The organism is Acinetobacter sp. GQ146, assembly GCF_059758585.1.
Map to the genome: position 1 here is coordinate 98,929 of NZ_JCAXDV010000004.1, position 17,185 is coordinate 116,113.

22 protein-coding genes are annotated in these 17,185 nt (G+C 43.7%); 15 read left to right on the plus strand and 7 right to left on the minus strand.

The annotated features are described in order from the left end of the window. Nucleotides 1-54 precede the first annotated feature (54 nt). From tatA to AC6CHI_RS08435, 4 genes are all read left to right on the plus strand, one after another. Nucleotides 55-273: a Sec-independent protein translocase subunit TatA gene (gene tatA, locus AC6CHI_RS08420; RefSeq protein ID WP_498120685.1), complete on the plus strand. Its 219-nt coding sequence runs from the start codon at nt 55-57 to the stop codon at nt 271-273. 18 nt (nt 274-291) lie between these two features. Continuing rightward, nucleotides 292-756, plus strand: coding sequence for a Sec-independent protein translocase protein TatB (gene tatB, locus AC6CHI_RS08425; protein WP_498120686.1), 465 nt, complete (start codon nt 292-294; stop codon nt 754-756). Continuing rightward, entirely contained in the window at nt 753-1,535 is a 783-nt protein-coding gene (gene tatC / locus AC6CHI_RS08430) for a twin-arginine translocase subunit TatC (RefSeq protein WP_498120688.1), read from the plus strand. The genes tatB and tatC overlap by 4 nt, the downstream gene beginning before the upstream one ends. A 157-nt stretch (nt 1,536-1,692) precedes the next feature. Then, nucleotides 1,693-3,867: a PhoX family protein gene (locus AC6CHI_RS08435; protein ID WP_498120689.1), complete on the plus strand. Its 2,175-nt coding sequence runs from the start codon at nt 1,693-1,695 to the stop codon at nt 3,865-3,867. A 45-nt stretch (nt 3,868-3,912) separates the two neighbouring features. On the opposite strand, the gene AC6CHI_RS08440 is transcribed toward AC6CHI_RS08435, so the two are convergent. After that, nucleotides 3,913-4,701 (minus strand): NRDE family protein, encoded by a 789-nt coding sequence (locus AC6CHI_RS08440; RefSeq protein ID WP_498120690.1) that lies wholly within the window; start codon nt 4,699-4,701, stop codon nt 3,913-3,915. A gap of 93 nt (nt 4,702-4,794) precedes the next feature. Here AC6CHI_RS08440 and lgt point away from each other — a divergent pair, with 93 nt between their 5' ends. The 3 genes from lgt to AC6CHI_RS08455 all read left to right on the plus strand — a co-directional run bounded on the left by lgt (nt 4,795) and on the right by AC6CHI_RS08455 (nt 6,457). Continuing rightward, the gene (gene lgt, locus AC6CHI_RS08445; protein ID WP_458892663.1) at nt 4,795-5,604 is read left to right on the plus strand and encodes a prolipoprotein diacylglyceryl transferase; all 810 of its coding nucleotides are present in this window, start codon (nt 4,795-4,797) and stop codon (nt 5,602-5,604) included. Between the two features lie 98 nt (nt 5,605-5,702). Continuing rightward, nucleotides 5,703-6,086 carry a hypothetical protein gene (locus AC6CHI_RS08450; protein ID WP_498120691.1) on the plus strand — a complete coding sequence of 128 codons (384 nt, stop codon included), beginning with the start codon at nt 5,703-5,705 and terminating at the stop codon, nt 6,084-6,086. After that, complete coding sequence (locus tag AC6CHI_RS08455; RefSeq protein WP_498120692.1) at nt 6,086-6,457, plus strand: hypothetical protein; 372 nt, start codon at nt 6,086-6,088, stop codon at nt 6,455-6,457. The genes AC6CHI_RS08450 and AC6CHI_RS08455 overlap by 1 nt, the downstream gene beginning before the upstream one ends. Before the next feature lie 106 nt (nt 6,458-6,563). Here AC6CHI_RS08455 and AC6CHI_RS08460 read toward each other — a convergent pair whose 3' ends face one another. Next, on the minus strand, nt 6,564-7,073 hold the full coding sequence (locus tag AC6CHI_RS08460; protein WP_458892660.1) for a peptidoglycan amidohydrolase family protein: 510 nt from the start codon (nt 7,071-7,073) through the stop codon (nt 6,564-6,566). Nucleotides 7,074-7,482: 409 nt separating this feature from the next. Between AC6CHI_RS08460 and thyA the strand changes: the two genes are divergently transcribed. The 5 genes from thyA to msrA all read left to right on the plus strand — a co-directional run bounded on the left by thyA (nt 7,483) and on the right by msrA (nt 11,179). Further along, the gene (gene thyA / locus AC6CHI_RS08465; protein WP_498120694.1) at nt 7,483-8,325 is read left to right on the plus strand and encodes a thymidylate synthase; all 843 of its coding nucleotides are present in this window, start codon (nt 7,483-7,485) and stop codon (nt 8,323-8,325) included. A gap of 71 nt (nt 8,326-8,396) precedes the next feature. After that, a complete protein-coding gene (locus tag AC6CHI_RS08470; protein ID WP_498120696.1) occupies nt 8,397-8,909 on the plus strand; it encodes a dihydrofolate reductase in 513 nt (170 codons plus the stop codon). Nucleotides 8,910-8,931: 22 nt separating this feature from the next. Next, nucleotides 8,932-9,969, plus strand: coding sequence for an Lnb N-terminal periplasmic domain-containing protein (locus AC6CHI_RS08475; RefSeq protein ID WP_498120698.1), 1,038 nt, complete (start codon nt 8,932-8,934; stop codon nt 9,967-9,969). Nucleotides 9,970-10,078: 109 nt separating this feature from the next. Beyond that, nucleotides 10,079-10,534: an META domain-containing protein gene (locus AC6CHI_RS08480; protein ID WP_498120699.1), complete on the plus strand. Its 456-nt coding sequence runs from the start codon at nt 10,079-10,081 to the stop codon at nt 10,532-10,534. Between the two features lie 120 nt (nt 10,535-10,654). Further along, the gene (msrA, locus tag AC6CHI_RS08485; RefSeq protein WP_458892655.1) at nt 10,655-11,179 is read left to right on the plus strand and encodes a peptide-methionine (S)-S-oxide reductase MsrA; all 525 of its coding nucleotides are present in this window, start codon (nt 10,655-10,657) and stop codon (nt 11,177-11,179) included. 54 nt (nt 11,180-11,233) lie between these two features. Here msrA and AC6CHI_RS08490 read toward each other — a convergent pair whose 3' ends face one another. From AC6CHI_RS08490 to AC6CHI_RS08510, 5 genes are all read right to left on the minus strand, one after another. Continuing rightward, the gene (locus AC6CHI_RS08490) at nt 11,234-11,638 is read right to left on the minus strand and encodes an ExbD/TolR family protein (RefSeq protein WP_458892654.1); all 405 of its coding nucleotides are present in this window, start codon (nt 11,636-11,638) and stop codon (nt 11,234-11,236) included. Further along, the gene (locus tag AC6CHI_RS08495) at nt 11,638-12,261 is read right to left on the minus strand and encodes a MotA/TolQ/ExbB proton channel family protein (protein WP_458892653.1); all 624 of its coding nucleotides are present in this window, start codon (nt 12,259-12,261) and stop codon (nt 11,638-11,640) included. Before AC6CHI_RS08495 ends, AC6CHI_RS08490 begins: the two co-directional genes overlap by 1 nt. A 20-nt stretch (nt 12,262-12,281) precedes the next feature. Continuing rightward, complete coding sequence (locus tag AC6CHI_RS08500; RefSeq protein WP_498120701.1) at nt 12,282-13,052, minus strand: TonB family protein; 771 nt, start codon at nt 13,050-13,052, stop codon at nt 12,282-12,284. 215 nt (nt 13,053-13,267) lie between these two features. Continuing rightward, the gene (gene purU, locus AC6CHI_RS08505) at nt 13,268-14,134 is read right to left on the minus strand and encodes a formyltetrahydrofolate deformylase (protein ID WP_100240560.1); all 867 of its coding nucleotides are present in this window, start codon (nt 14,132-14,134) and stop codon (nt 13,268-13,270) included. An 80-nt stretch (nt 14,135-14,214) separates the two neighbouring features. Next, complete coding sequence (locus AC6CHI_RS08510) at nt 14,215-14,907, minus strand: TetR/AcrR family transcriptional regulator (RefSeq protein WP_458892650.1); 693 nt, start codon at nt 14,905-14,907, stop codon at nt 14,215-14,217. Between the two features lie 115 nt (nt 14,908-15,022). Here AC6CHI_RS08510 and AC6CHI_RS08515 point away from each other — a divergent pair, with 115 nt between their 5' ends. From AC6CHI_RS08515 to rpmG, 3 genes are all read left to right on the plus strand, one after another. Continuing rightward, nucleotides 15,023-16,471, plus strand: a complete 1,449-nt coding sequence (locus AC6CHI_RS08515) for a coniferyl aldehyde dehydrogenase (protein ID WP_498120702.1) — start codon at nt 15,023-15,025, stop codon at nt 16,469-16,471. Nucleotides 16,472-16,636: 165 nt separating this feature from the next. Continuing rightward, a complete protein-coding gene (rpmB, locus tag AC6CHI_RS08520; RefSeq protein WP_000048256.1) occupies nt 16,637-16,873 on the plus strand; it encodes a 50S ribosomal protein L28 in 237 nt (78 codons plus the stop codon). A gap of 16 nt (nt 16,874-16,889) precedes the next feature. Continuing rightward, nucleotides 16,890-17,045, plus strand: coding sequence for a 50S ribosomal protein L33 (gene rpmG / locus AC6CHI_RS08525; RefSeq protein WP_003654787.1), 156 nt, complete (start codon nt 16,890-16,892; stop codon nt 17,043-17,045). Nucleotides 17,046-17,185 lie beyond the last annotated feature (140 nt).

A 17,185-nucleotide genomic window follows, 5' to 3' on the forward strand; every position in this document is an offset into this window, starting at 1 on the left:
CGCTGTCATACCAAGCTGTTGTGATATGGCTTAAATTAAAAAGAGGAAAAAACAATGGCAGGCTTATCAATTTGGCACGTACTGATTTTTGCTATCGTGGTGATTTTGTTGTTTGGCACATCAAAACTCAAAAATCTCGGGAAAGATGTCGGTGGTGCAATCAAAGATTTTAAAAAATCAGTGAAAGAGGATGAAACAACATCAACACTGAGTGAACCACGTACTCTCGAACATCAAACTACGGCTGAAGTTAAATCTTCAACACGTTCTTAATTTGTAGGTATTCAGCATATGCTCAATATTGGAATGACGGAGTTACTGACCTTCGGCATCATTGCATTATTGGTGCTCGGACCAGATAAGCTTCCTGAAGCTGCACGTTTTGCAGGTAAATGGTATGGCAAACTGAAACGTATGATCAGCAATGTCCAAAATGATATTGACCGAGAATTACGGATGTCTGAACTACGCGAACAAATGCAAAATGAAATGAAACGTATTCAAGAACTTGAGCTAAAAATGCAAGCTCAAATGCAGGAATTACAACAACAAAGTCATAGCGTGATCGAACAACAACAGCAAAACAACGTTACTGAAAATAAAAATTTAATTTTAAATTATATTCCGCTTACGGAGCACAAATGCTCCATGATTCATCGTCATCCGTTTCATTGTCCTGCATCAAAAACAGATAAAAGCATGACACCGACTACAGATACTCTTGTTCAATTACCCGAATTAAAGGTGGCGGTATGAACATGCCCATAGAATCTCAGAATCTACCCAACCCATTACAACACCCCCAAGCCCCTTTAGAAGAAATGCCAATTACCAAGCATTTGGTGGCTTTAAGGCAGCATTTGTTCAAAGTTGTCGGCTTATTAATCGCACTGTTTTTTTGCCTATTGCCCTTTGCAAATCACACCTACCAGTTAATGTCTGAACCCTTACGTGCGCAGTTACCCGTGTCATCGTCGATGATTGCAACTGATGTAACAGCCACCTTCATGGCGCCTTTTAAGCTGAATTTTTTTGTGGCACTGATGCTTGCCATGCCGTTCATCATTTATCAGGTTTGGGCTTTTATTAAGCCGGCCCTATATGAAAAAGAAAAATCGCTTGCCCTGCCACTTTTGGTCGGCAGTATTGCTTTGTTTTATGCAGGGATTGCCTTTGCTTACTATGTAGCTTTGCCTTCCATCTTACATTTCTTTATGAGTGTCACACCCGAAACTGTGGCGCCCATGACCGACATTAATAGCTATCTCACTTTCTGTTTAAAGCTGTTTTTGGTATTTGGCCTAACCTTTGAAATTCCAGTGATCACCCTGCTGCTCATTTTAATTGGTTTGGTTTCAACACAGCAATTGGTCGAGAAGCGCCGCTTTATTGTGGTCGGTTGTTTCTTTGTCTCGATGTTTGTTACCCCACCCGATGCCTTATCCATGATTATGTTGGCAGTGCCGATGTGGTTACTATTTGAGCTCGGTCTATTTTTTGGCAAGCTGATTGAAAAGCAACGACGTATGACCTAAACACTACGGGTTTAACTCAGCAGACTTCGGTCTGCTTTTTTTTCATCAAAGTGACTTGATTTCTTCACCAGATTTTCACTGTTTGGTAAAAGCTTTGTCATATTTATTCCATAAGTTAATGAGGACTTTATAACTTATTGATGAATTGGGAAAAATCATGACCGAGCTGACGCCATATCATGAAGATCAGGAACTAGATAACAACACCTCTAACAATGTGCATTTCCGTGACATTTTAGAACAACGTATGACTCGTCGTAGCTTGATTGGGAAAACCGCAAGCGGTGCAGTCGCGCTAGCTTTGGCATCCTCATTAACCGCGTGTAGCGACGATGATGATAATTCAACCCCGCCAAGCACTCCTGTAGATCCAGATCAAAAACCAACCGAATTAACCTTCTCTGTGGTTGATAAAAACCTGAATGACATTGTGACTGTACCCGAAGGCTATCAAGCAACAGTCTTATATGCACTAGGTGACTCAATCAACCCAAGCTATGCTGATTGGGACGACAACAATGTTCCTTCTGGTCCAAGCTTCCAGTTCCGCTCTGGTGACTGCCATGATGGCATGCACTACTTTGGATTAAACAACAGTACTGGTAAATTCGATGACACGGTGTCTACCGAAGGTTTACTGGTCATGAACCATGAATACATTAACCAAACCTTCTTACACCCTCAAGGTGCCACCAAAGTAGATGGTCGTCGCCCTGAAGATGAAGTGATTCGTGAAACCAATGCCCATGGTGTTTCAGTCGTTCATATTAAGAAAGACAGTGCTACACAAAAAGTTGAGATTGTAAAAAGCTCACTGTTTAACCGTCGTATTACCGCTTCAACCGTGATGGATTTTGCCGGTGCCGCAGCTGAGTCAAATTTAGTCAAAACTAACTTTTCTCCAGCTGGCAAGCAAACCCGTGGTACACATAACAACTGTGGTAATGGTTACACGCCTTGGGGCACTTACCTCACCACAGAAGAAAACTTTATTGGCTATTTTGCTCGTAGCTCAACAGATGATGCTAACCGCACTGCTTCAGAAATCATTGCCCTTAAGCGCTATGGTCTAAAAGCAGGATCTAGCTCACGTTATGGCTGGGAAACTGTACAAGGTCAACTTGAATCTCAAGACCTGTATGATCGCTGGAATGCTGATGCCGTCGCAGACCAAGCTATTTCAGACTATCGTAATGGTCCAAATACCTTTGGTTGGATGGTTGAAATCGACCCATTTGACCGTGGTCATAATCCAGTAAAACGTACCTCTTTAGGTCGTTTTGCCCATGAAGACAGTGCTTGTCGTGCAGTAGAAGGTGAACCTTTAGCCTTCTATATGGGCGATGACTCACGTGGTGAATACATCTATAAATTTGTCTCTTCTGCCAACTGGGACAGCAAAGATGTGAACGGTGGTTATACTGCTGGCGACAAATACATGAATAACGGTACGTTATACGTGGCGAAATTTAATAGCGACGGTTCTGGTCAATGGCTAGAGCTGAGCTATGGTAAAAATGGTTTAGATGCATCCAATAGTATCTATCCATTTAGCTCACAAGCGGATGTGGTGACTTTTGCCCGCCTTGCAGCCGATGCCTTGGGTGCAACCAAAATGGACCGTCCGGAATGGGCAACAGTTAACCCTGTGAATGGTGAAGTTTATGTGACTTTGACCAATAACTCGAAACGTGGCTCAGACTATCCAACCGATGCAGCCAACCCACGTAACTATACCGACCCTGAAGGTGGCAAAGGTAACGTCAACGGTCATATTATCCGCTTTAAAGAAGCAGACAATAAAACCACGGCGACCAGCTTTACATGGGACATCTACCTATTCGGTTCTGAAGCCTCAATGGATTCAAACATTAATTTATCGGGTTTGACTGACAATAATGATTTGTCATCTCCAGATGGCATGTGGTTCGACCCACGTGGGGTACTGTGGATTCAAACGGATGATGGTGCCTATACTGATGTAACCAACTGCATGATGTTGGCAGCACTACCGGGTCAAATTGGAGATGGCGGAGCGACTACAGCGATCAGCGGTCAAGCGACCATTGCTGGTGCTCAAGTAACGGATAAAACCTTACGTCGCTTCTTGGTTGGACCGAAAGAATGTGAGATCACGGGGATTGCCATGACCCCAGATTACAAAGCGATCTTCATTAATGTGCAGCATCCAGGTGAAGACTCAGACAGTTATGATGCTGCAACCAGCCACTGGCCAGCAACCCAAACTGATCCAAGCAACAGCACCGCACGTCCACGTTCTGCAACGGTCGTAATTACCCGTAAAGATGGCGGTGTGATCGCAGGTGTTTAATCCATAATCAAAAAATGCCGACCTAGTGTCGGCATTTTTTATGTGTCATTTTGAACAATTCAAAGGGGTTTGCAACTGAATGATCTGCCCTTGCGTTTCACCTTGCTGTGATTTTTCCAGCCATTGCCAACCTTGGTGGCTCATTCTGAGGAAATTAGAGCAACGTGTGCCATAGACTGGACTCTGAATAAAAGTCGAAGACAATAACGCTTCCATTTCAGCACTAATGCCCGTATTTGGCAGTAACTCAGGAATGATTTTTCGCTCATCCTCCAAAATATCCCAAACTGCATATTGCAACTCTGCTTCGCTACTGTGCCCGCCTTGCAACATTGGCAACAGCTCTTGGGTAAAGCGTTTCCGTAGATGTCGGGTCTTTTCCCAATGCTCCGTCATCAAGCCATTGGAAACCACATACACTCCTTTGGCCAACACTTGGGGCGCTTCACCGCGATTACTCATATAAACAGCTTGTTCACGATCTCCAACAAACAGATTGAAACCCGCATATTCACATTGATGTTGCTCAAGCTGTTGGGCAAAACGAATCGGAGGCAAGTCCGACTGCAAAAAGGATTGCACCAAATGTCCACGTGACGTCACGTAGCTTTTCTGATCGCGTCCATCCCGAAAATTGGTCACAATTGCCCAACGTCCCGAAGGGGTAATTCCCATCCACGTCCCACCCGACTGCAAATCTTGGCCGGCAATAATGCCCTGATCGGGCCATTCAAATAAGGCTTGTGTGGGACGATGATAGAATTCATCACGATTAGAAATCAGGCATAACGGCGTTTGCGCTAAAATATGCCATGCGATTGCCACAATACACATAAATTTTGCTCTATATCTTTACACATTGAATGTACAACATTTTTCATTGTATTCCGCTAAAATCTGTGCAAAACATAATGACAAGGAACAGGAATGCTGACCTATCCAAATATCGACCCCATTGCCATTTCATTGGGTCCTTTACAAGTCCATTGGTATGGACTGATGTATTTATTGGCCTTCTTGTTTGCATGGGGGCTTGCGACCTATCGTGCCAAACTCAGAACAGGCTGGACCTCAGAAATGGTTTCCGATCTGATTTTTTATGGCGCACTCGGTGTCGTCATTGGCGGGCGTGTTGGTTATGTCTTCTTTTATGGCTTTGAACAATTTCTGGCAAATCCTCTCTGGTTATTCCAAGTCTGGACTGGAGGAATGAGCTTCCATGGTGGCTTCTTAGGCGTCATGATCGCGATGTTACTCTGGTGCAAGAAATACCAGATGACATGGTTCCAGACTTTAGACTTTATTGCCCCTTGTGTGCCGACAGGCTTGATGTTTGGTCGTATAGGTAATTTTATTGGTGGTGAATTGTATGGTCGCCCAGTTACTGACCCGAACTTTGCCTTTGGCATGATCTTCCCTACCGACCCACTCCAGCTGGTGCGTCACCCTTCACAGCTGTATCAAGCGCTGTGTGAAGGACTGATCCTCTTTATTGTGCTGTGGTGGTTCAGCTCTAAACCGCGTCCGCGTATGGCGGTTTCAGCACTGTTCTTAATTGGTTATGGGGTTGCCCGTTTTGTGGTGGAATTTTTCCGCGAACCAGACAATGGACAACTCTTCATTGCGTGGATGAGTAAGGGACAATTCCTCACCATCCCGATGATCCTGATTGGCTTCTGGATGATGTGGTATGCCTATCAGAAGAAAATTTATGATTGGGGTCCACTCAAAAAATAATTCATCTCCTGCATCTCGCCCGCTAGAGCACGATTCGTGCGTCGTGCTCTAGCATATGCTAAAGTTTAAGCTGTCTTTCTGATCTTCTCCTAAACCCTATGCTCGAATTCTGGTTTGATCCCAAAATCGCGGTATTCAAGAAACTGGTTCTTTTCATTCTGGTTGCTGTGGTCACCGCAGGCATGTATTGGATGCAACCCTTAAAGCCTGATGCCATTTTAATGTTTGTCGGTACTGGCGTCGTGTTCTTAATCTGCCGTTATTGCAAAATTCATTTCGCAGCTCAAAACCCGACTGGACTCCTCTATCGCTTACTGACGTGGATTCCACTTGCCCTGTTATTGGCATTAATCTTTATGCACATGCAGGCGGGTGAAATTTTACTGCCTGGGGCTCAAGGCATCGGCTTTATGACCTTATCGATTTGCCTGTTTTCCCCCTTGGCTCTACTTAATCGCCAAGCTTCAGATCAGGCACCCTGATGCTCGGCTTTTGGTATTCAGAATCATGTAGCCGTGAAATTAAACTCGTCAGCAGTATCGCGGTCTGTATCGGCATTTATCTCTGTTCTAGCATTGCTGCGTTGCCTCCCGTTTGGGTCGGATTAAGCCTGCTATTGGGTATGCTCAGCGATGTGCTTTATCGGCAATATCTGAAGCTCGACCCCACGCATGCTTACCGCAAAGCCCTGCATCACGGGATTTATGCGATGCAACTGTTCGCACTTTTTAGTCTGGTCTATCTGTTACCAGAACAGCATAAATGGGCGCTGTGGTTACAAGCCCTCGGTTTTAATGCAGTTGGCTTATTTTTGGTATCGATTTATCACAATCGTGCTAAACGACAAGACTAGCGGAGATTCAGTTAGCCTGGCCTTTTACCCGCTGATCGACCCTAAAAAAAGACCGTGTAATGCTCGGCAATACACGGTCTTTTTTATGCTTAAACACAGCAATGTTTCAGTGATCTAAGCGGTAATAACTATAACGAACATTGGCATTTTTATAGACGGCATAACCTGTCTGTTTAAAATCCGATACCCAACCTGAACCCGAATAGCCTGCGATATGCCCATAGGTGTGACCTTGCGTACGGTCAATAATATAAATATCACCTTTTTTGGGTTGATCAAACGACGGACTGATACGACGATAGCCCAGTCGTTCTAGCGTACTGCCCCAATCCGCAGCAGCCACAGGGTGACCCTGTACATTTGCACCCGCAGACTGAAGTGCCAGACGAATACTCTTGGCACATTTCTGTGTGCTGGTACGACGGGTAATGCCCTGTAGTTTTTGCGTGAATTTATCAATATCTATACGCTGTGCATTACTCGATGTATAAGTACGACTGCGTTCTTTATTTGCTGGTGGGGAATCAGGTTTTTGTTGTGCATTGGAACGAACAATGATTTGAGTTGCGGCAGGAGCATGGACATCACTCATACCCGTATTAACATCATAAATCATCCTGAAACCTCAAACTTCTTGCATCTAACATCAAAATCACTGAGCGCTGATAGTAGCCCGTGAAACTTAATTTTTCATACAGAAAATGTAAAAAAATATAAACATGTAACAGACCAAGCGATAAGCCCCTCTTTTTCTGAGAGTTCCATTTGTGCCTGATTGGTTTCTTTTGAATAAAAAACAAACACACCAAAAGTTACTGCTGCAATCAAATGCGGTTAATCCGGCTCGATTCAATACTTTTTACCTCACTTTGTAGAGCAGTAATCATGCTGACTGGGCCGAGAATGTTGGGTGCGTTATACCTCGCAATTCAGTATAATCATCCCCAGATTTTATAATTTAAATTGGGAAGATCAGGCGATTCCATTAGCGCCCTGCTCTCCCAAATTGTTTATTTGAGAGTTTTATGAAAACGTATTTAGACCTCCTACAACACATCCTCGATCACGGTGGTGATAAAGGCGACCGTACCGGTACAGGTACGCGCTCAGTATTTGGTCATCAAATGCGTTTTGACCTCAATCAGGGTTTCCCTTTACTCACCACCAAAAAAGTGCATTTCCGCTCGATTGTGATTGAACTTTTGTGGTTCCTGAAAGGCGATACCAATGTTCAATATTTGCAAGACCATAAAGTCAGTATTTGGGATGAATGGGCAACCGCAGAACAAACGGCGCGTTTTGGTCGTCCAGAAGGTGAGCTGGGGCCTGTGTATGGTCATCAATGGCGTAACTTCGGTGCAACCCAACTTGAAAATGGTTTATATGCCCAAGATGGTTTTGACCAGATTACTTGGCTCGTGAATGAGATTAAGACCAATCCCAATTCACGTCGTCTGATTGTGTCAGGCTGGAACCCTCAAGAAGCTGGTCAGGTCGCGTTACCGCCTTGCCATACCTTGTTCCAGTTCTTCGTACAAGACGGCAAATTATCTTGTCAGCTCTATCAACGTAGTGCCGATGTGTTCCTTGGCGTACCCTTTAACATTGCCAGCTACGCCCTCCTGACGCACATGATCGCGCAGGTCTGTGGCTTAGGGGTCGGTGATTTTGTCTGGACAGGCGGTGATACTCACCTCTATGCCAACCATTTTGAACAAGCCAAATTACAACTGAGCCGAAAACCTTTAGGGTTGTGTCAGTTAAAACTCAATCCAGACATTCAAGATATCTTCGATTTCAAATTTGAAGATATCGAAATTGTCGGCTATGAGTCACATCCAGCAATTAAAGCCCCTGTCGCAGTTTAAGCTACGGGTATGATGTGCCTTAGCCTTCAGGCACATCTTTTCTTCAAAATTATCGAACAGGTGATGGGTAAATGGCATTTCAAAATTTAGAAGTTGTACATGTCGTAGCAATGGATCAGCAACGTTGTATCGGTAAAGGCAATGACTTACCTTGGCATATCCCTGCCGATCTCAAACACTTTAAAGCCATTACCCAAGGCGGTGTGGTGGTAATGGGGCGCAAGACCTTAGAATCGATGGGACGCACCTTACCCAAGCGGGTCAACTGGGTGATTACTCGCGATCCTAACTGGTCATTCGAAGGCACTAAAATCGCCTACAGTATAGAAGAAGCTTTAACCCAAGCCGTTGCCGATGTCCAAGCTTCGGAAAAACCTGAAAGCATCTTTATTATTGGTGGTGGTGAAATCTTCAAGCAAACCCTAGATATTACAGATCGACTGGAATTGACTCATGTTGAACTGGATGTACAGGGAGATGCCTACTATCCCGCCATTCCTGCTGAATTTAAAAAAGTGTCTTCCAGCAAACAACTGGATGAAAACACGGGAATTGCCTTTGAGTTTGCCACCTATACCAAATAAAAAACCACATGAGTGACTGAATATGCAGCAACCAGGATCCGACACCTTGCTGATAAAATCTGTAAAATGGTTGATCCACTGTATATTCAGTCTGTTCGTGCTGCTTTCTTCGCTCTGGCTCTGTCTCGCACTCTGGGTACAGCAACCCATACATCCGATTGTGAGTTACGGCCTTATTGTGGCGTGGGCATGTTTTTCCCTCAGCATTTTGGGGATTTATTTTAGCCAACACCTCATCAGTCGGAATAAAGATATTCTGCTCTATATTTTGGGGTTTGTTTGCGCACTCGGCTGGTACTTCAGCTTAGATGCCCGTCAAGATCGTGACTGGAATCCTGAGGTTTCGCGCTTGCTGAGCTATGAAATACAAGGCAATCAGGTGACCTTGCATAATGTGCGTGATTTTCACTGGCATGCCGATGGTCGCTATGATGCCGTTTGGCAAAACCGTGTACTGAATCTCAATCAAATTACGGGGGTCAATATTATTACCTCGTATTGGACTGGCCCACAAATTGCCCACACCTTAGTCAGTTTTGATTTTGCCGATCAAGCACCGCTGACCTTTTCCATTGAAATTCGTAAAGAAAAAGATGAAGAATTTTCTGCAATTGGCGGCTTTTTCCGCAAATATGAATTAAATCTGGTCGCGGCCAACGAAACCGATATTATTTATACCCGCAGCAATATTCGCCATGAACAGGTGTATTTCTTTCCAATCAAAATGTCGCAAAAGCAGAGCCAAGCTTTGTTTCTGGAATATTTAAATAAAGCCCATGAACTGGCTCAGAAACCCAAGTGGTATAACACCCTAAGCAGTAACTGCACGACCTTGGTCTTTGACATGATTCAGGAAGTCAGCCAAAAGCCTTTACCGCTCGATTACCGACTGCTGGCTTCCGGTTATTTGCCGAATTATCTTTACGATCTGCACGCGATCTCTCACCGTTACAGCTTGCAGGAATGGTATCAACGTGCCCACGTGAATCCACGGGTACAATCCCTCGCATCGCTTCAAGACTATTCCAGCACGATTCGCCAAGGGCTACCGAAAGATTAAGCATAAAAGTCTGTGCCAATTTGTCTGAATAAATACGATTTTCAACTAGAAATTTAATTTCACATTGTTTATAACTAAAAAATAACCTTAAAAAAACTGGAATTACAACATGTTAAAAAAATCGCTTAGTGTCGCGCTACTCGGCTCAGCACTGCTTTTTACAGGCTGCCAATCCATGTCTGCTTCCTCCACAACTGAAGTGAATAACCTAGCGCAATTACAAAACCGCACGTGGATTGTGACGCAAATTGGCGCGCAAATGATTAAAACAGCTCCAACAGCCCGTAATATTCCAAGCTTACAATTCGATGAAGCCAGCAAACGAGTCTCTGGTGCAGATGGTTGCAACCGCATCATGGGTACCTATCAAGCTACTGGTGAAACTTTAGTCCTGTCGCAAATGGCATCCACCCAAATGGCATGCATAGACAGCACTATTCCAAATCAGTTTAATAGTGCCCTCGCCAATGTCACCAATTACCAAGTGTATGGCAAAACCCTCAAACTTTTAGACCGTCATGGCAACTTGTTGATTCAACTGGGCAGCGCCAAGCAGCCACGTTAAGGATTTAAGCCATATAAAGGTCTGTATTACAGACCTTTTTCATATATACAACGGAACGCACATGGTGATGCCATAAAGTTCTCGTATTCTGTAGATCAATTCGTTATATAGGAAATTTTCATGCAACAGGCATTATTCGGTGGGGGCTGCTTCTGGTGTGTCGAAGCCGTGTTTCTGCAATTAAAAGGCGTCACGCAAGTGGTGAGTGGTTATGCTGGTGGACTGACCGAAAACCCAAGCTACGAAGATATTTGCCGTGGGGATACCGAACACGCAGAAGTGATTTTAGTGGATTTTGATGAAAACCAAATTCAATACTCGCAACTGCTCGAAGTCTTCTTCGCCACACATGATCCGACTACGCTCAACCGCCAAGGTAATGATATTGGCACACAGTACCGCTCAGTGATCTATTATTTTAATGCCGAGCAACAGCAGCTTGCGGCACAAATGATTGAGGAACTGCAAGCCCAAGGGCTTAATATTGTGACTGAACTGAGTCCTGCACCGACCTTCTACCCTGCCGAAGAATATCATCAGAATTTCTTTGCACGCAATCCATCCCAAGGCTATTGTAATTTTGCCATTCCACCCAAGCTGTTAAAGCTCCACAGTAAATTCCAGACACTGCTAAAAAGTGACTAATATGACCATAAAAAATGCGACCATATCGGTCGCATTTTTTCACAGCAGTAATAATTAGTTTTCACTCACAAAAGCAATATCACTGAGTCCGGCTTCACTCGCACGTGACATTACTTGTGCAACGGTATCATAGCGAGATTCTTTATCTGCTCGTAATTGCACCGTTGGTTTCTGCTGTTGCTGACCCGCATCGTTAAAACGTGTTTGCAGTTCATCTAAGCTGATGATTTGGTCATTCCACGCCACTTCCCCGTTGGCATTAATACTGACGGTAATGGCTTCAGGCGGTGGATCGACAATATCCGCTGTGGTTTTTGGTAAGGTTAATGGAATTGATGGGTTGGCAACGGTCGCAGTCACCAAAAAGATGATCATCAATACCAACATAATATCGATGAGCGGAATGAGGTTCATCTCATTCATGCCCGAATCGTTGTCTTCACCCAATTGAAAAGCCATTAAGCTTGACCTCCAACTAAACCTTCTTGTGTTGCTTTGACGTCAACTTTTTTGCTCGCAGATTCTTGCTGCAACATGGTATCAATCAACAAGCCATGAGCTTGATCTTGTAGTTCATTTGATAAAGTACGGTTGGCACGCACACAAATGTTGTATGCCAATACTGCTGGAATGGCCACAGCCAAACCTAGACCGGTCATAATCAGGGCTTCACCCACTGGGGTAGCCACTTGTGCCAAACCGGCTTGACCACTTTTACCTACAGCTACCAAGGCATGGAAAATACCCCAAACGGTACCGAATAAACCCACAAAGGGTGCAATAGACGCAATCGTACCTAAAACTGATACGCCTTTTTCAGCATTGGCTTTTTCCACTGAAATTTGACGAAGCAACGCTTGTTCAGCCACGGCTTTACGCTGTTCAAAACTGAGCGGCATTAATTTCGCTTTCAATTGTGTCAATGCTGCTGAAAGTTGAGCATGTGCTTGCTGTTTAAGTTGACGTGTGCCCATCAGACGTAAAATAAAAATCGTCCATGTTGCGATAGACATTGCCAATAATACGAAATACAGGGTTTTACTCACTGCATCCGCATGTTGCCAATAAACTGAAAAGTTCATACTCGAACTCCTAAAAATAGTTAGCCGTTAGGATTCAATTCCAATTCAAATGGTTGCTCTGCTCGGATTGGATAAGCAACACCATTTTCTTTGTAAGGTTTGAATTTTGCACTGCGCACTGCGCGTAAAATCTTTTCATCTAAAGCTGGAAGACCGGTCGATTTGGTCACACGAGCATTAGTAATTTTACCTTTCTCATCTGCTTCAATCAGTACCACAATGGTACGTGTTTCACCTTTCAAGTCACTATTGCCGTAGCTTGGTCTTGGTGAACGACTCCATTGTACCCCTGAGCCACCAATCGAAACTCGCTTGGTGGTAGGTGTTGGTGCAGGTTTTTCAACAACAGGTTGCGGAGCTGGTTCTGGCTTACTTACCACTTTTTCTACCACGGGTGTGCTCACCACGGCAGGTTTCTGCGGTTGCACTGTCGGCTGAGTCACCGGTTTAACCGTTTCTGCTTTTTTGACTTGTTGAACTTTTTCCACCTTCTTCGGAGGTTGTGGCTGTGGTTTTTCCACCACTTTGACCTCTTTCACTTCTTTCGGCTTAGGCTGCTCTTGTTTCGGTTCAGCTTTCGGCTTTGGAGGTAAAGGCTTAGGTTGTTCTTGAATTTTGACAAATCGTACTTTTAATGGCTCTTTTTCCACTTTAGGGAGTTCAGGTGCTTTCATCTGGCTCACCGCCCACAATACCCCAACATGCCCAATGGCAACTGCAATTAAGGCTGAGATGATTTTCTTTTTCATCGGATTTGGAGCTTGCATAGAAGGAGTAGAAATTTGACCCATTAGAATCTGCGACCTAAAAGAAGCGACTGCTCACGACAGTGTAATCGTGGATTTAACAATCAAGCTCATCGGTTAGTACAATTAAAGTATCGCAATAATAAATGAGAAGTGTTTTCATTTGCAACTATTAATTTCACTGTTTTGATGAGTTTTTTGAATCAAAATAAAAAAAGGACCTGTAAAAAACAGATCCTTTTTGCAAATGCTAATAATCGTTATTGAAAAACAACGGTTTTATTACCATCGACAATAATACGGTCTTCTAAATGCCACTTCACTGCACGTGCCAATACATTACGCTCGACGTCTTGACCCAATTCACGTAATTGATCAACGGTAAAGTCATGATTCACACGCTCGACATCTTGCTCAATGATCGGGCCTTGGTCTAAATCAGCCGTTACGTAATGTGCCGTCGCACCAATCAACTTCACCCCTTTCTCATAAGCTTGTTTGTATGGATTTGCACCCACAAAAGCCGGCAAGAACGAATGGTGAATATTGATAATTTTCATTTCCCAATGCTTCACAAATTCTTCATCCAGAATTTGCATATAGCGCGCGAGCACAAGCAAATCATTGCCTTGCATCAATTCATCAATCTTGGCATAGGCTTCGCGTTTGTTTTCTTTATTGACTGGTACCACTTCGAATGGAATACCGAAGTTTTCAACCGCTTCACGTAAATCAGGATGATTGGAAACCACTTTGGTAATTTCACATGGCAAGCCGCCACGCGCATGACGCCATAACAGCTCAAGTAAGGCGTGGTCGACTTTAGACACCAAAATACCGACTTTTTTCACGTCACTCACGAACGCAAAACGCCATTGCATGGCATAACGCTCTGCCACATTCACTGCAAAGGTCTGAATCAAACTTTCTTTACGTGACTGTAGGTGGTCTAATTCAAACTCAACACGCATGAAATAACGCCCGCCCGTAGCTTCCGTCGCGTATTGATCAAGTGCGGTAATATTTGCTCCCTGATGATACAAAAAGCTCGATACAGCCTGCACGATCCCTGGCTTATCTTCACAAGTAATCAGTAAGCGTGCCGTGTTAGCAGTGGTCATGTTCATGTTGGTTCTTGTTACACCTAATTTAAATAAGCCGAGTATTCTAGCGCGTTTTAAACGCTTTCTAAATAGCTGGTTTCAGTTCAATTGTTTTTCGCAAGCGAGAGGCTGGCAAATAACTCTGAAGGACCAAAACTTTCCAGTAATCGCTCATAAGTTTCACGGCTTTCGCCACGTAAATAGGCCCCTTCAAGAAACACCATTTGGCGCAGCGCTTGCCAAACCCATTTTTCTTCCAAATGGTTGGAATCACTGATATGACCAGACATATATAAAAAGTTGGTCCAGTTGGTCAGCACAATCCACAAGTTAATCACCAAGGCTTCAATTTCAGAAGCCGTCATTTGCATAAGCCCTGCATCCACAAAAGCCTGATAAATCTTTTGACCTTGTTGCATCACCTGCCCTGCAAAACGCGGATACATTTTGCGGAAATCTTCATTATTTTCCACCAAGTGATATACATCACGATGTAAAAAACGATACGCCCACAATTGGTTGCTGAGCACTTGGAAATAACTGATTTTGTCATTTACATCCAAAGCACGGTCGTCAGGCAAAGCGAGCATTTCCAGCGTTTCTTTCTGATACTGCTCCATCAATTCTTTAATAATTTCGTTTTTATTACGAAAGTGGTAATACAAATTGCCCGGGCTCATGCCCAATTCAGCGGCAATATGATTAGTCGTGACCGAGCGTTCACCACGTTCATTAAACAACTGCAAACTCAATTGCAAAATGCGTTCTTTGGTTTTCACCGTTTTGGAGTGAGACATCCTAAAGTAACCATATATTCAATGGGTTAGAAAACTAACACAGAAAGTGACTTGACTATTTAGAGCTATTACTCTAAAAATTAATTATCCGCTTTAATGTAACTGGTAGTGCGTCATGAACAGTCAAACAAAAACAACAGCAATGACACCCAATGCTTTTGATCTCCAATACTTACACGACGTACTTGAACAGCAAAAACATGCTTACCAACGTTATCCTTTACCTACAGCAAAGGAACGTATTGATCGTTTAGCACGGCTTAAGCGTATCTTGGTTAAGTACCAAGATCAATTCGCTGAAGCAATTGATCTCGATTATGGTAACCGTTCTATTGCCGAAACCAAAATCGGGGAATTACTCACTTGCCTAGAACAGATTAAATATTATAGCAAGCATTTAGCCAAATGGATGAAGCCCTCCAAGCGACATGTCGGAATCATCCATCAGCCTGCGAAAGCCTGGGTACAATACCAGCCTTTGGGTGTCATCGGGATTATTGCACCGTGGAACTATCCACTACTCCTCTCTGTGGGCCCACTGATCTGCGCCTTAGCCGCAGGCAACCATGCCATGATCAAGATCTCAAGTTCTTCCTGTAATTTTGGTCGTGTGCTTGAAATGGCTCTGTCCGAAATCTTTCCACAAGAATTGGTTGCAGTCATTAATGGCGGTGGGGTCATTTCCGATGCTTTCAGCCATTTGGCTTTCGACAAAATTATTTTTACAGGCTCCACCAATGTCGGAAAAACCGTCATGGCAGCCGCCTCAGAACATCTTGTGCCGGTAATTCTCGAGCTAGGGGGGAAATCCCCTGTCTTGGTACACTCATCAATTGATCTGGACGATGTGGCACAGCGCGTTGCGGTCGGTAAACTCTGGAATGCCGGTCAAACCTGCGTGGCTCCAGATTTTATGTTCTTACCGAAAGGCAAGACTCAAGAATTTGTGGAGAAGTTTCAGTCCTATGTCACCGAGATGTACCCACATCTTAAAGATAATCAGGATTACACCTCGATGATTAACGACAAACAGTACCGTCGGATTCAGGGCTATTTGCAAGATGCTGAGGTGCATGGGGCAAAAATTATCGAGATCAATCCTCAACAAGAAAATTTGACGACTGTTCGTAAAATTGCGCCAACCATTGTCGCAGGCGTGACACCCGACATGCAGATTATGCAGAACGAGATTTTCGGACCAGTACTGCCCATCATGGAATATGATCAAATTGACGATGTGATCGACTTTATTAATAGCCGTCCACGTCCACTTGCTTTATACTACTTCGACTTTGATCAGGCGCGTGCGGATTATGTCGCACAGCGTACCCATTCAGGGCATTTTGGACAAAACACGGTATTAACCCATGTTGCGCAAGACGACTTACCTTTTGGTGGCGTTGGTGCATCAGGAATGGGGAAATATCATGGTCCAGAAGGTTTCTTCAGTTTGTCGCATGAACGGTCTATGATGTCGAATCCAAAGCTGTATAGCTTTAAATACATTCTCCCACCGTTTAATAAGCCGATTCACAAATTGATTTTGAAAACTCTTCTTCGTTAAGTGATCAAGGCATGAGCTATCGCACTAGTTCATGTCGAGTTTTAATGAAAATCGCTTGTCTTTTAAGCGCATTTTTGGTATAAAACGCCCCTTGAATGAATTCAATCCGTTTATTTTTGACTGGCCATACAGATTTGCTGTTGGCTAAATCAATGGAGTTACACCATGTCTAAGGTTTGCCAAGTTACCGGCAAGCGTCCAGTCGTTGGTAACAACGTCTCACACGCCAACAACAAAACTAAGCGCCGGTTCGAGCCGAACCTGCACCACCACCGCTTCTGGTTAGAAAGCGAAAAACGTTTCGTACGTCTTCGTCTTACTACTAAGGGTATGCGTATTATCGACAAATTGGGCATTGAAAAGGTTGTTGCTGACCTACGTGCTCAAGGTCAAAAGATCTAAGTAAGGAGTCAGGACAATGCGTGATAAGATTCGCTTAGTTTCTACAGCTGGTACAGGTTATTTCTATACCACTACTAAAAACAAACGTACTATGCCGGAAAAAATGGAAATCAAAAAATTTGATCCAAAAATCCGTCAACACGTAATCTTCAAAGAAGCTAAAATCAAATAATTTTAGATTCTTAAAAGAAAACGACCTTATCTGGGGTCGTTTTTTTTTGCATTTTTTTTATGCGCCTTGATAAACTTAAATAACTTTTTGGCATTCTTTGTGCTTATTTTCTTTTCACCCTTAACCTATGTTTAAGGAGT

What these genes read in the sequence shown, in the direction of transcription:
- AC6CHI_RS08450 (WP_498120691.1), top strand. Translation starts at nt 5,703, where the DNA reads ATGCTCGAATTCTGGTTTGATCCCAAAATCGCGGTATTCAAGAAACTG.
- AC6CHI_RS08495 (WP_458892653.1), bottom strand. Translation starts at nt 12,261, where the DNA reads ATGAACTTTTCAGTTTATTGGCAACATGCGGATGCAGTGAGTAAAACC.
- purU (WP_100240560.1), bottom strand. Translation starts at nt 14,134, where the DNA reads ATGAACATGACCACTGCTAACACGGCACGCTTACTGATTACTTGTGAA.
- tatC (WP_498120688.1), top strand. Translation starts at nt 753, where the DNA reads ATGAACATGCCCATAGAATCTCAGAATCTACCCAACCCATTACAACAC.
- msrA (WP_458892655.1), top strand. Translation starts at nt 10,655, where the DNA reads ATGCAACAGGCATTATTCGGTGGGGGCTGCTTCTGGTGTGTCGAAGCC.
- AC6CHI_RS08475 (WP_498120698.1), top strand. Translation starts at nt 8,932, where the DNA reads ATGCAGCAACCAGGATCCGACACCTTGCTGATAAAATCTGTAAAATGG.
- AC6CHI_RS08515 (WP_498120702.1), top strand. Translation starts at nt 15,023, where the DNA reads ATGAACAGTCAAACAAAAACAACAGCAATGACACCCAATGCTTTTGAT.
- rpmB (WP_000048256.1), top strand. Translation starts at nt 16,637, where the DNA reads ATGTCTAAGGTTTGCCAAGTTACCGGCAAGCGTCCAGTCGTTGGTAAC.
- lgt (WP_458892663.1), top strand. Translation starts at nt 4,795, where the DNA reads ATGCTGACCTATCCAAATATCGACCCCATTGCCATTTCATTGGGTCCT.
- rpmG (WP_003654787.1), top strand. Translation starts at nt 16,890, where the DNA reads ATGCGTGATAAGATTCGCTTAGTTTCTACAGCTGGTACAGGTTATTTC.
- AC6CHI_RS08510 (WP_458892650.1), bottom strand. Translation starts at nt 14,907, where the DNA reads ATGTCTCACTCCAAAACGGTGAAAACCAAAGAACGCATTTTGCAATTG.
- AC6CHI_RS08500 (WP_498120701.1), bottom strand. Translation starts at nt 13,052, where the DNA reads ATGGGTCAAATTTCTACTCCTTCTATGCAAGCTCCAAATCCGATGAAA.
- thyA (WP_498120694.1), top strand. Translation starts at nt 7,483, where the DNA reads ATGAAAACGTATTTAGACCTCCTACAACACATCCTCGATCACGGTGGT.
- AC6CHI_RS08470 (WP_498120696.1), top strand. Translation starts at nt 8,397, where the DNA reads ATGGCATTTCAAAATTTAGAAGTTGTACATGTCGTAGCAATGGATCAG.
- tatA (WP_498120685.1), top strand. Translation starts at nt 55, where the DNA reads ATGGCAGGCTTATCAATTTGGCACGTACTGATTTTTGCTATCGTGGTG.
- AC6CHI_RS08440 (WP_498120690.1), bottom strand. Translation starts at nt 4,701, where the DNA reads ATGTGTATTGTGGCAATCGCATGGCATATTTTAGCGCAAACGCCGTTA.
- AC6CHI_RS08490 (WP_458892654.1), bottom strand. Translation starts at nt 11,638, where the DNA reads ATGGCTTTTCAATTGGGTGAAGACAACGATTCGGGCATGAATGAGATG.
- AC6CHI_RS08435 (WP_498120689.1), top strand. Translation starts at nt 1,693, where the DNA reads ATGACCGAGCTGACGCCATATCATGAAGATCAGGAACTAGATAACAAC.
- AC6CHI_RS08455 (WP_498120692.1), top strand. Translation starts at nt 6,086, where the DNA reads ATGCTCGGCTTTTGGTATTCAGAATCATGTAGCCGTGAAATTAAACTC.
- tatB (WP_498120686.1), top strand. Translation starts at nt 292, where the DNA reads ATGCTCAATATTGGAATGACGGAGTTACTGACCTTCGGCATCATTGCA.
- AC6CHI_RS08480 (WP_498120699.1), top strand. Translation starts at nt 10,079, where the DNA reads ATGTTAAAAAAATCGCTTAGTGTCGCGCTACTCGGCTCAGCACTGCTT.
- AC6CHI_RS08460 (WP_458892660.1), bottom strand. Translation starts at nt 7,073, where the DNA reads ATGATTTATGATGTTAATACGGGTATGAGTGATGTCCATGCTCCTGCC.